Here is an 11,979-nt window from a genome sequence, read left to right as displayed (position 1 = left end):
GCCTACCTCTCGCGCACGTTTCATGCGGCGACGGGATTCAAGCTCGTCGACTATCGCCACGAACTGCGCCTGCGCAAGGCGGCCTATCTGATCGAGCAGGCGGATGCGGAAATCGGCGAGATCGCGGTACGCGTCGGCTTCGCCAGCCACAGCCATTTTTCCAGCGCCTTCCACCGGCGCTTCGGCATCACCCCGTCGGAATATCTCAATCCCGCATAGGTTCGCTTACGGCGCACGCCGTGCGTGATGTCGACGGCGGACCCTGCATCGTGATGGCTGAATCTTCAACCGCGGTGGGCGATCCGCGTTCTGCGGCCCGCAGAAACGAAAAAGCCCGCCGCGATTGCTCGCGACGGGCCACCCTCCCCCACAAGCCCTAGGGCTTCGTGTGGGCATATTGGATTACAAATTTTTCACGTACGCACGTCGCGCCGCAGCAATTCGCTGGCGTATGTATTTTCCGCGCACTTTCCGTCGACAGCGGCCAGCCAGCTAAACTCGTTTTTTGCCATGCGACGGACGGGATCGACATGAACGCGCACACGCAGGTGCCCGAGGAGTGGCGCAACTGGATCACGCACAATCTGCAGCGCAACTGCGATCTGGAGATGCTCGTTGCGGACATGGTGCGTGCCGGCTTCGACGCGGATGCAGCGCGCACTGCGGTATTCGACCTGGCTGACCGCAGCATCGCCGCCGCATCGATCGCAAACGGCACCTACGTCCACGAAACACCGCGTCTACCTTCGGGCAATGTGATCCGCCTGCCGGATCGCGACGTGCGCGTCGTGCTGCGCATCGAGCGACCGACAGTTGCCTTCCTCGACAACGTGTTCGACACACAAGAATGCGACGAGCTCGTGCGCCTGTCCGCGCACAAGCTCGTGCGCTCGACCATCGTCGACCGCGCAAGCGGAGGCGCTGGACTGACCGCAGGACGCACGAGCGAGGGCACGTATTTCCCGCTCAACGCCAACGCGTTCATCGCGCGCCTTGACCACCGCATCGCCGCGCTGATGAACATGCCAATCGAGAATGGTGAAGGCCTGCAGATCCTGCACTACCGCACCGGCGACGAATACGCGCCGCACTACGACTACTTCCCGCCCGAAGATGCAGGGAGCCGCACGCATCTCGCCCAAGGCGGCCAGCGCGTTGCCAGCCTCATCATCTACCTCAACGACGTCGAGGACGGCGGCGCGACCGTGTTCCCCAAACTCGGCCTGCGTGTCGGGCCGAAGAAGGGCGCGGCAGTCTATTTCGAATACTGCAACAGCCTCGACCAGGTCGACCCGCAGACCCTGCACGGCGGTTTGCCGGTGCTCAAGGGCGAGAAGTGGATTGCAACCAAGTGGATGCGGCAGCGGCGCTACGAAGCGTGACGCGCTTCCAGCATGGCTACATCAATTCGCCGGCATATGCCTGGCGTCGTGGATCGTTCCCTCCAATGGTTTTTCAGCCCCCCACTGCCGCAGCAACTCGAGACGTCGGCTGATATCGAGCTTGCCGAAGATGTGCTGCAAATGGGTCTTGACCGTGGTCGGGCAGATGTCGAGCTGGCGGGCGATCTGCTTGTTGCTCAAGCCGTCACGCACATAGACGACGATCTGGCGTTCGCGCGGCGTCAGGGTAAACAATTTCGCGGCGAGCGGATCACCGTGGACGACGCTGCCACCCTGCAACGCGGCGAACAGCACCCTGCGCCGGATCCAGACATCGCCGACGAGTAGCGCATGCAGCGCGCGCAGCCACACCTCCGCGCCGCATGTGCGGTCGACGCAACCGCGCACGCCGTGCTGTACTGCACTGACGAGCCAGCCGTCGTCGGGCACATCGGAAAACAGCAGCAGCTTGGCGTGCGGACACGCCACATACAGCCCCTCGATCAACGGCGCCGGATCGCCCGGCAGCAGTTGCATGTCCAAAATGATGATCCCCGGCTGCGTTGCTGCAGCCATGCGCGACAACATCACGGCATCGATAGCCGTACCGGCGACGTCAATATCGTCCTGTTGCGCGAGGATGGCGCAGACGTCGTGCCGGAACCGTCGATCGGCGCTGCCGATCAACACCTGCGGCGTGTTCATGCAACCCCCTCACTCGCCACCATGCGAGCGAACGGTCGCGCGCCCCTATGCGCGCTTAGCCCCTGTACCGGACCGCTGAACTCACCTCCGTTCAACGACCACATACTCCATATTACGTACTCTGCCGGAAGGATTACAGCACTTGCTTCTTTGCGATATCTAGGTAATCGCCTTGCGGCGATCGTGCCAACGGGGAGACGTCGCCGGGCGACCCCTTGATCTGCAAAGGAGCGAAATCATGCGCACCTTGCCCTTGCTTCGCGATCGCATGCTGTTGTCGATCAGGTGGGTCGTTCTGGCAGCTGCGGCGGGATTCTCCACCCTCGCAAGCGCGGTGCGGCGTGTTCGACCTCGACGCCAGCCGCGCGCCGCCTGCTGCGCGCTCATTGGAACCATTAACCCGGCGTATTTGCACTTGCGCCTGAGAGTGCCCGGATTCCGCCTGTCTGCCATTTCTTGAATTGGAGGAAACGACCATGTGTACATTGAAGTTGCTGATTCGTTCAATGCTTTGCCTGGGTATTGTCGCAACTTCGGCAGTTGCGATTGCACAGACCCCACCCGCTACATTGATGCAGATCGACGGCAATGCCGCGCAAAGCCCGGGCTACCCGCCATGCATCTATGGGACGCCGTGCGATTATTGGAACCTTCTGAACGGGACCGGCGGCACAAACGGTACGCCGGGCAATGGCTCTTCAGCGGGCCATTCGATCGTTCGCACATTCATTAACGGGTTGGCCAGCACCGACAGCTTCACTTCCGGAGGGTCGAAAGACTTCTACGACCTGACGAGTTGGAAGTGGAGTACTTCACCGACACCGAACAAGGACACACTGAACGCGGGCTATGGGGCGCTGTACGCGGGCAGTTCCAGCGACTATGTGCTGATGTTTGGCGCAGACCGTGCCTCGCCGAACGGCGATGCGAACATCGGCATCTGGTTTTTCCAGAACACGGTCTCGCTGAACCCCAACGGCACGTTCAACGGCGTGCACAAGGACAACGACGTCTTCGCCATCTCGGCATTTACCGGCGGCGGGGGCAATTCCGCCATCTCGGTCTACAAGTGGGACCACACCTGCACGACGGGCGTGAAGAACCCCACCGACGGCCAGTGCGCGGACAGCAATCTGCGGTTGATTCATGCCCAGGCTTCCAGCGTGAACTGTGCGGGATCGCTCTATTGCGCCGTGACGAACGCGGCAACCACGAACACGACGTGGGAGGGGAATCTGGGGTCCCCGCTGTTCTTCCAGGGTGGCATCAATCTGTCGTCGGCTCTGGGCGGCAACCTGCCGTGCTTCTCGAGTTTTCTGGAAGAGACCCGATCCTCGCAATCGACTTCGGCGGTACTGAAGGACTTCGTGCTGGGCGGGTTCCCGGTGTGCGGCATGAGCGTCACCAAGACCTGCGACAGCGCCAATCCGCCGGCGCTCGTAAACGATGGCACGCAAGTGTCGTTCTCGTGGACCGGCACGGTGACCAACACCGGCGTAGGTACCCTGACGGGTCTGCAAGTGAACGATACGCTGCCAGGATCGAACACGGTGGTGAATCCGCCGTTGATGCTCAATGGCAGCGCGGTGACCAGTCTGGCTGCGGGACAGACGGCGACCTACAGCATTTCGGCGACGCTGGCCCAGTTGTCGGCGACCAACACGGCCAATGCAACGGCCACGGTCGGCGGACAGACCATCCACTCGATGGGGCCCGATGCGAGCGCGACCTGCACGACGACGGTATCCTCATCGATCAGCGTGGTGAAGAGCTGCGTTGCGCCGGGACCGCTGTTGGTGTGCGGCGGCACGTCGTGCGTAGTCCAGGTCCCGTTCAAGGCGCACGTATGCAACCTGGGCTCGGTGCAGCTGACGAACATCACGCTGGCCGATAACCCGGCGTCGCTGCAGCCGTTGTCTTCGATTGCGGCGCTGGACCCGGCCGGGGATCCGGACGGCAATGATTGCGCGGATGTTTCCGGCACGTACCAGCCGACGTCCGCCAACGGCGACGGCGCGACGAATGGACGCTATACCTTCACCGACACGGTGTCGGTGACGGGAGCCACGGCCGCGCTGGGTTCGAACCCGCAGCCGGTGGGCGGACTGTGCCCAGCCGGAGCACTGGCCTGTGCGCAGGCGACGTGCGCCATGTGCAATGTCGGCGAGTGCACGACAACCCCACTGCAATAAATAAACTTGCTGTTGTCATGTCGGGTGGGCGGAATCACTTCCGCCCACCATTTCTTTGAAGACAAGCCGATTGGGTGCGACGTGAGAAGGCGGCTGGTTCTCGCGGTGATTCCCCTTGCGATGACCTGCATATGCAGCCTGGCGCAATCGAGCAGGTCTGCTTCGGCAATCGGCATTGAGGGGCACACGCCAGTGCATGCGTTCGATGCCAAGCGCGACGTTGCAGCGGATATTGCCGCAGCGGTCGCGGAGGCCAGGCAGACGGATAGACGGGTGATCGTGTATGTCGGCGGCGACTGGTGTGCCTACTGTGGCCAGATGGACGATCTGTTCCGGCGGAACCCGGATTTGCTCAGCTTCAGGGAGGCGGGTTTTGTTACCGTCTATGTGCATTACCCCTTCGCGGGGCACAACGGCGAAGCTTTCAAAAAGTATGGAAAGGTACTGGGCGTTCCTCACTACTTCGTGCTCGATGGCGACGGCGCTCTCGTGCACTCGCAGCATCTTCTGGATCTGCGTGCGGATGGAGATTACAGCGCAGAGTTGATGCGGCGGTTTCTGGAAGCGTGGCGCCCGGGCGGGCGCGGTGTGGATGCTTCGAAGTGAGTCCGACATCGGTATGCCCGTCATCAACGGCCCCGAACTGGTGCGCCGGCTCAAGTTCCTGTTTCCGCAGCTGCGCAACGTCTCCACAGGCGCGTGCGAGTCATGCCAATACCCCGCTGCTCGGCGGTCAGACGGCTCCGAATACAGCCGGCACGATCTGCAAGGTCTGTTCGTGCAACGGCTTCAATTGCCCATGAGATTCGCCACAGGGTTGCGCCGACACGGGCCGTGACCAGCACAAGGGTGATGGATTTGTCATCGTCTTTTTTTGCGTGCCGCCCATGCAATCGCGCGGTGCCGACGCCGGTCTGCTTGCGCAACTGACGTAGAATTCCCCCTATGACCCGATTCCGCTTTGCGCTGCTCGCGCTCGCCACCACGCTGTTCTCGCCGTCTGTCATCGCTACCGAGGAGCAGTTGCTCGATATCGATCAGGCCTTCAAGGTCGAAGCCCGGGCAACCGAGCGCAACTCGATCGAACTGCGCTGGAAGCTGGCCGAGCACTACTACCTCTATCGCGACCGCATCAAGGTGACAACGAGCGATGCGGGTGTCGCCCTCGGCACGCACGAGTTGCCCGCGGGCGAGAAGAAGCACGACGAGTTTCTCGGTGATGTCGAGGTGTATCACAAGGACTTCTCCTCGACGCAAAGGCTGACTGCGCCTGCCGACGCCGCGCAGGTCGCGCTCTCGGTGCGCTACCAGGGCTGCCACGAGGTCGAGCCGAAGATCTGCTATCCGCCGCACACGGCGAAGATCGTGGTCGATCTGCCGGCGATGACCGCTGCCGCGTTGCCCACGGCCGGCGCGACGAACCTGCTCGGCGGCGCATCGGGCGGCGCGCTCGCAACGGGTGAGCCGCTGCCGGTCGACCAAGCCTACGTGTTCGAAGCGATCGCTTCGGGGCCCAATGAAGTGCTCGTGCGCTTCACGATGCCGAAAGGCTATTACCTCTATCGCGACAAGACCTCGTTCCGCGCAGACAACGCGACGCTCGGAGCGCCGCGCTGGCCCGAGGGCAAGCTGCACGAGGACGCGAGCTTCGGCAAGACGACCGTGTATTTCGACCAGGTCGATGTGCCGATCAGCGTGTCGAACCTTGCCGCGGGCCAACCGCTGCACTTCACCTCGACGTTCCAGGGTTGCCTCGAAGGCAGCGTCTGCTATCCGCCGACGACGCGCAGCATCGCGGTGACGATGACCGGCGCCGCAAACGCGGCGACCGGCGGCGACAAGAACACGACCACGGCCACCGACGTTGCGCAGCAGACACGGCCTGCGGTGAGCGGCGGCTCGCTGCTCGCGGCGCTATTCGCCGCGCTGCTCGGCGGCCTGATCCTCAACCTGATGCCGTGCGTGCTGCCGGTGCTTTCGCTCAAGGCGATCTCGATTCTCGAAGGCGGCGAGTCGCCGCAGCATGCGCGCCGGCACGTGCTCTGGTACACCGCCGGCGTGATGCTCTCGTTCGCCGCGGTCGGCCTCGCCGTGATCGCGCTGCGCAAGGCCGGCATGGCTTACGGCTGGGGCTATCAGTTGCAGCAGCCGCTGATCGTCGCCGTGCTCGTCTACGTGATCGTCGCGATCGGCCTGTCGCTGTCGGGCGTGGTCCAGTTCGGCGTCGGCCTGACCAATGCGGGACAGGGCTTGGCATCCCGCTCGGGACCGGCTGGCGATTTCTTCACCGGCGTACTCGCGGTCGTCGTCGCGAGTCCGTGCACCGCGCCGTTCATGGGTTCGGCGCTCGCCTTCGCGTTCGCGAGTTCGACGCTGACCGCGTTCCTCGTCTTCATCGCGCTCGGCCTCGGCCTGGCACTGCCGTTCCTCTTGATCGGCTTCGTGCCTGCGTTCGGCCGCTTGCTCCCGAAGCCCGGTGCGTGGATGGAAACGCTCAAGCAACTGCTCGCGTTCCCGATGTACCTGACCGCGGCGTGGTTGATCTGGGTGCTCGGCAACCAGCGCGGCGTCGATGCGATCGGCCTCGTTCTCGTCGGCGTCATCGTGCTCGGTCTCGCGCTGTGGTGGTTCGAGCGCAGCCGTTACGGCAGCGGCGCCTGGCGTGCGCTCGCACTCGTCGCGCTGCTGCTCGCGCTGCCACCGCTGTATGCGATCGCGCGACTCGAGCGTGCGACCGTCGCGCCGACGGAAGTTGCGGGCCAGGTCGCCTTCAGCCCGGCCAAGCTCGCCGAGCTGCGCAAGGCTGGCAAGGCCGTGTTCATCGACGTCGGCGCGGACTGGTGCACGACCTGCAAGGTCAACGAACGCGCGGTGCTGCACACGGATGCGTTCCGCGACCTGCTCAAGCGCACCGACACCGTGTTCATGGTCGCCGACTGGACCAATCCCGACCCCGACATCGAAGCCCTCCTCGAACAGTTCAAGGCGGTCGGCGTGCCGCTCTATGTCGTGTTCCGCAAGGGCGAGGAAGGCCATGCCTTGCCGACCGTGCTGACCCAGGGCATAGTCGAGTCGGCCATCGAGGGAACCTCTAAATAAACTACTGCGCTCGGCAGCTCGCGCGCCGGCGGTGCTCGGACTGCGAAGGCAGGAAGCCGAAGCGAACAGCGAAGCTGACCCGCAGGGCATGCCGCAGGAGCGGCATGTAATCCTCATTTACTACCAGTAAACTCCGGTTCCTGCGCTCCGTCGGCACACGCACTGCCTTCGCTCGCTACGTTTATTCAGAGGTTCCCAAGGGCAAGCCGGCGCCGTAATGCTGCAACGTTCCCATCTCGCCATCGTCGCCGTCGCGATCCTCGGTGCCCTGCTCGGCCTGTTCGCTTCGACGCACATGAACGGCTACGCCGAGCGGCCCGTGCCGCCGGGCATGGCCGTGCTCAAGGTCGGCGACCAACGCGCCGATCTCGAGCTGTCCGATGTCGAAGGCAAGCCGCGGCGCCTGTCCGAGTTCGACGGCAAGCTCGTGCTGCTGAATTTCTGGGCGACCTGGTGCGGCCCCTGCCGCGAAGAAATGCCGCTGCTCGACGCAACCCACGAGAAGTTCGCCGACAAGGGCCTGCTCGTGGTCGGCATCGCGATCGACGATTCCGACGCGGTGCGCGATTTCCTCAAGGACTATCCGATCCGTTATCCGATCCTGCTCGCCGGCGAGGACGAGGACGCCTCCCTGCGCTATGGCGACACCCGCGGCGTGTTACCGTACAGCGTGCTGATCGGTCGCGATGGCAGACTGATCGCCCAGCGCGCAGGCTACTTCAGCGAAGAAAGCCTCGGCGACTGGCTGGAGCCACACCTCTAGATCAGGCCGGCGGGAGCCGCAACGGCGAGGCGGTACACGCGACCTGCCCGATATTCAAACAGCCGTTCAACATCGGCCATCTTCGTCGAATTTGTACGTATCGCACTGGACAAGTCGGCATCGACGGCGCAGACTTCCGCGCCTTGAGCGGACCGCCGGTCCGTTGGACCTTTTCCTTCGTGGCGAAAATCCTCGTCCTGCACGGCCCCAACCTGAACCTGCTCGGCACGCGCGAGCCGGAGATCTATGGGCGCGCGACGCTGGACGAGATCAATGCCGACTTGGCCGCGCGCGCCAAGGCCGCCGGTCACGCACTGGAATGCCTGCAGTCGAACGCCGAGCACGAGCTGGTCGGGCGCGTGCAGCAGGCGCGCACGGACGGCACGGCGTTCATCCTGATCAATCCGGGCGCGTTCACCCATACCAGCATCGCCCTGCGCGACGCGTTCGCGGCGGTGGCGCTGCCGTTCATCGAAGTGCATCTGTCGAACGTGCATGCGCGCGAGGCGTTTCGCCGGCACAGCTATCTCAGCGATCTCGCGGTGGGTGTGATTTGCGGGCTCGGGCCGATCGGCTATGGCCTTGCCCTCGCGGCGGCCGTGCAGAAGCTGGATCAAGCCACGGTCTGACGAACCGCGCAGGCAAAGAATCAAATGCCACTGCGCCGCACGAGCGGCGTGAACAGCGAAGCTGGCCGCGTAGCGGCACAGGGCAGGATGCTCGAAGTCAAGATAATCGGAAACAAAAGAAGGTGCATCAGTGGATCTCCGCAAAATAAAAAAACTGATCGATATCCTCGAGGAATCCAACCTCGCCGAACTCGAAATCAAGGAAGGCGAGGAATCGGTGCGCCTGTCGCGCGTGCCCAAGGGTGCTGCCTTCGCGCCTGCCGCGCCGGTGACGCATGTCCAGGTTCCCGCCGCCGCTCCGACACCGGCATCCGCGCCTGTCGCGAGCACGCCGGCCCCCGCGCTTGCCGCAGGCGGCAAGGAGCTGCCGCCGGGCCACGTGCTGCGCTCGCCAATGGTCGGCACGTTCTACGCCTCGCCCAATCCCGAGGCGCCCGCCTTCGTCAAGGTCGGCCAGACGGTCAAGGTCGGCGACACGCTTGCGATCATCGAGGCGATGAAGATGTTCAACCAGATCGAGGCCGATGCGGCCGGCACGGTGCTCGCGGTGCTCGCATCGAGCGGCCAGCCGGTCGAGTTCGACGAACCGCTGTTCGTGATCGGCTGAGTCGGCGCGCCCCATGCTCGATAAAGTCGTCATCGCCAACCGCGGCGAAATCGCGCTGCGCATCCTGCGCGCCTGCGCCACGCTCGGCATCAAGACCGTCGCCGTGCATTCCACGGTCGACCGCAATCTCAAGCACGTCGGCATGGCCGACGAGTCCGTCTGCATCGGCCCCGCGCCGGCGGCGGAAAGTTACCTGTCGACGCCGGCGATCATTGCTGCAGCCGAAGTAACCGACGCGCAGGCCATCCATCCGGGCTACGGTTTCCTGTCCGAGAACGCCGACTTCGCCGAGCGCGTCGAGCAGTCCGGTTTCGTCTTCATCGGCCCGACCGCGGACGTGATCCGCCTGATGGGCGACAAGGTCGAGGCGATTCGCGCGATGAAGGCCGCCGGCGTGCCCTGCGTGCCCGGCTCGGGCGGCCCGCTCGGCGACGATGCGGCGACGAATGCGAAGATCGCACGCGAAATTGGCTACCCGGTCATCATCAAGGCCGCAGGCGGCGGCGGCGGACGCGGCATGCGCGTGGTGCACACCGAAGCGCACCTCAACAACGCGATCACGCTGACCAAATCCGAAGCCAAGGCCGCGTTCAACAACGATCAGGTCTACATGGAGAAGTTCCTGGAGAATCCGCGCCATGTGGAAATCCAGGTGCTCGCCGACGGCCAGGGCCATGCCATCCACCTCGGCGAGCGCGACTGCTCGATGCAGCGCCGCCACCAGAAAGTCGTCGAGGAGGCGCCCGCGCCGGGCATCACGCCGGAACAGCGCGAGGAAATCGGCCGCGTCTGCGTCGAGGCCTGCATCCGCATCGGCTATCGCGGCGCCGGCACGTTCGAGTTCCTCTACGAAAACGGCCGCTTCTACTTCATCGAGATGAATACGCGCATCCAGGTCGAGCATCCGGTCACCGAGATGATCACCGGCGTCGACCTCGTGCGCGAACAACTTCTGATCGCGGGCGGCAAAAAACTTTCGATCAAGCAGAGCGACATCAAGATCACCGGCCATGCGATCGAATGCCGCATCAATGCCGAGGATCCCGACACGTTCATGCCGTCCCCCGGTTTGGTGAAGCGTTTCCTTGCTGCAGGCGGCCCCGGCGTGCGCGTGGACACGCACATCTACGACGGCTACAAGATACCGCCGAACTACGATTCGATGATCGGCAAGCTGATCGTGCACGGCCGCGACCGCGAGACCGCGATCGCACGCATGCGCATCGCGCTCGGCGAATTCGTCGTCGACGGCGTGAAGACCAATATCCCGTTGCAGCAACGCATCATGGCCGACGGCGGCTTCCAGGCCGGCGGGCAGAACATCCACTACCTCGAAAAGCGCATCGCGGAACAGCGCGAGAAGGGCATCGGGCGCGGTTGAGGACACGCCACTGGCCTGGCTCGAACTCTCGCTGACCCTGCACGCAAAGCAGCAGGAGCGCGTCGAACTCGCGCTAGAGGATTTGGGCGCACTGTCGATCACGCTGCGCGATGCCGACGCGGACACGCCCGACGAGCGCGCGATCTTCGAACCCGGCGTCGGCGAGCTGCCGCTGTGGAACGAAATCGTGCTCAACGCGCTGTTCGCGAGCGATATCGACCGCAGCGGACTCGTGCATGCGCTACACGAACTCGTGCCCGAACTCGCTCCGGATCGCATCGCGTTCCGCGAGGTGGTCGACCAGGACTGGACGCGCGCATGGATGGACACCTACCAGCCGATGCGTTTCGGCGAACGGCTGTGGATCTATCCAAGCACGGTCGCGCCAGGCGCAGAAGATGCCTGCAAGATCATCGTCCATCTCGATCCCGGCCTTGCCTTCGGCACCGGCACGCATCCAACTACAGCATTGTGCCTGGAATGGCTCGACGCGACCGACGTGGGCGGCAAGACCGTGATCGACTTCGGCTGCGGCTCGGGCGTGCTCGCCATCGCCGCGCTCAGGCTCGGCGCCGCGCGCGCGATCGGCATCGACAACGACGCGCAGGCGATCGTTGCTTCGCGCACCAATGCCGAACGCAACGGCGTCGCGGCCCGACTCGACGTGCATCTGCCGGAGGAGTTTCCGCCGCAACGCGCGGACATCCTGATCGCGAACATCCTCGCCGGGCCGCTGGCCGATCTCGCACCGCAACTCGCGGCCTGCGTCAAGCCGCAAGGATTGCTCGCCCTGTCCGGCATCCTGCGCGGACAGGAAACGGAACTGCTTGCGCATTATGCGCAGTGGTTCGAAGACCTCGCCGTCGCAACGCGCGAAGATTGGGTGCGCATCACCGGCAGGAGGAAGGCCGGAGATTGATTTCCAGGGCGCGGATGCTGCGCTCTGCGCGCAGCTGACCTCCAGCGTACAATTCCGCCATGTATACGCAATGCTCCGACTGCCTGACGATCTACCTGGTCGAGCCCGAGGCCCTGGCGCAGGCGCGTGGCAGCGTCATCTGCAAACACTGCACCGCGGTGTTCGATGCGCTGCGCACCTTGACCGCAAACCTTCCGGTCGGGGTGCAGCACCTCCCCCAGCATGAATCCGACGCGACCGTCCCCGAGCTGACGCTGCCGATCATGCGGCCAGCCGCGGCGGCGAAGCGCGCCGCCCGTCCC

General features: G+C 64.2%; 13 protein-coding genes. 12 read left to right on the top strand and 1 reads right to left on the bottom strand.

The genetic code is table 11. The features are described from left to right. Both VF497_RS00585 and VF497_RS00580 read left to right on the top strand, forming a co-directional pair. A partial coding sequence (locus VF497_RS00585) for a helix-turn-helix transcriptional regulator (protein ID WP_330885209.1) occupies positions 1 to 219 on the top strand: 219 nt, incomplete at its 5' end. A 311-nt stretch (positions 220 to 530) separates the two neighbouring features. Next, the gene (locus VF497_RS00580) at positions 531 to 1,382 is read left to right on the top strand and encodes a 2OG-Fe(II) oxygenase (RefSeq protein WP_330885207.1); all 852 of its coding nucleotides are present in this window, start codon (positions 531 to 533) and stop codon (positions 1,380 to 1,382) included. 21 nt (positions 1,383 to 1,403) lie between these two features. Here the strand turns inward: VF497_RS00580 and VF497_RS00575 are convergent, their stop codons facing one another. Beyond that, positions 1,404 to 2,087: a response regulator transcription factor gene (locus tag VF497_RS00575; protein ID WP_330885205.1), complete on the bottom strand. Its 684-nt coding sequence runs from the start codon at positions 2,085 to 2,087 to the stop codon at positions 1,404 to 1,406. A gap of 572 nt (positions 2,088 to 2,659) precedes the next feature. Between VF497_RS00575 and VF497_RS00570 the strand changes: the two genes are divergently transcribed. The 10 genes from VF497_RS00570 to VF497_RS00525 form a co-directional block, all read left to right on the top strand. Then, positions 2,660 to 4,279: a hypothetical protein gene (locus VF497_RS00570; protein ID WP_330885203.1), complete on the top strand. Its 1,620-nt coding sequence runs from the start codon at positions 2,660 to 2,662 to the stop codon at positions 4,277 to 4,279. Positions 4,280 to 4,285: 6 nt separating this feature from the next. Then, complete coding sequence (locus tag VF497_RS00565) at positions 4,286 to 4,885, top strand: thioredoxin family protein (protein WP_330885201.1); 600 nt, start codon at positions 4,286 to 4,288, stop codon at positions 4,883 to 4,885. A gap of 13 nt (positions 4,886 to 4,898) precedes the next feature. Then, positions 4,899 to 5,117 carry a hypothetical protein gene (locus tag VF497_RS00560; protein ID WP_330885199.1) on the top strand — a complete coding sequence of 73 codons (219 nt, stop codon included), beginning with the start codon at positions 4,899 to 4,901 and terminating at the stop codon, positions 5,115 to 5,117. A 107-nt stretch (positions 5,118 to 5,224) separates the two neighbouring features. Beyond that, positions 5,225 to 7,378 carry a protein-disulfide reductase DsbD gene (locus VF497_RS00555; RefSeq protein WP_330885197.1) on the top strand — a complete coding sequence of 718 codons (2,154 nt, stop codon included), beginning with the start codon at positions 5,225 to 5,227 and terminating at the stop codon, positions 7,376 to 7,378. 217 nt (positions 7,379 to 7,595) lie between these two features. Then, positions 7,596 to 8,141, top strand: coding sequence for a TlpA disulfide reductase family protein (locus tag VF497_RS00550; protein WP_330885195.1), 546 nt, complete (start codon positions 7,596 to 7,598; stop codon positions 8,139 to 8,141). Between the two features lie 179 nt (positions 8,142 to 8,320). Beyond that, on the top strand, positions 8,321 to 8,770 hold the full coding sequence (aroQ, locus tag VF497_RS00545) for a type II 3-dehydroquinate dehydratase (RefSeq protein ID WP_330885193.1): 450 nt from the start codon (positions 8,321 to 8,323) through the stop codon (positions 8,768 to 8,770). A gap of 130 nt (positions 8,771 to 8,900) precedes the next feature. Further along, entirely contained in the window at positions 8,901 to 9,377 is a 477-nt protein-coding gene (accB, locus tag VF497_RS00540) for an acetyl-CoA carboxylase biotin carboxyl carrier protein (protein ID WP_330885191.1), read from the top strand. Positions 9,378 to 9,390: 13 nt separating this feature from the next. After that, positions 9,391 to 10,758, top strand: coding sequence for an acetyl-CoA carboxylase biotin carboxylase subunit (gene accC / locus VF497_RS00535; protein WP_330885188.1), 1,368 nt, complete (start codon positions 9,391 to 9,393; stop codon positions 10,756 to 10,758). Positions 10,759 to 10,768: 10 nt separating this feature from the next. After that, the gene (gene prmA / locus VF497_RS00530) at positions 10,769 to 11,677 is read left to right on the top strand and encodes a 50S ribosomal protein L11 methyltransferase (protein WP_330885211.1); all 909 of its coding nucleotides are present in this window, start codon (positions 10,769 to 10,771) and stop codon (positions 11,675 to 11,677) included. 59 nt (positions 11,678 to 11,736) lie between these two features. Beyond that, the coding region (locus VF497_RS00525) for a zinc-ribbon domain-containing protein (RefSeq protein ID WP_330885186.1) at positions 11,737 to 11,979 on the top strand (243 nt) is incomplete at its 3' end.

It is taken from the genome of Rudaea sp., assembly GCF_036383415.1.
GTDB lineage: Bacteria > Pseudomonadota > Gammaproteobacteria > Xanthomonadales > Rhodanobacteraceae > Rudaea.
The sequence above is the reverse complement of the archived record's forward strand: the minus strand, read 5'-3'. Positions and strand labels throughout refer to the sequence as shown.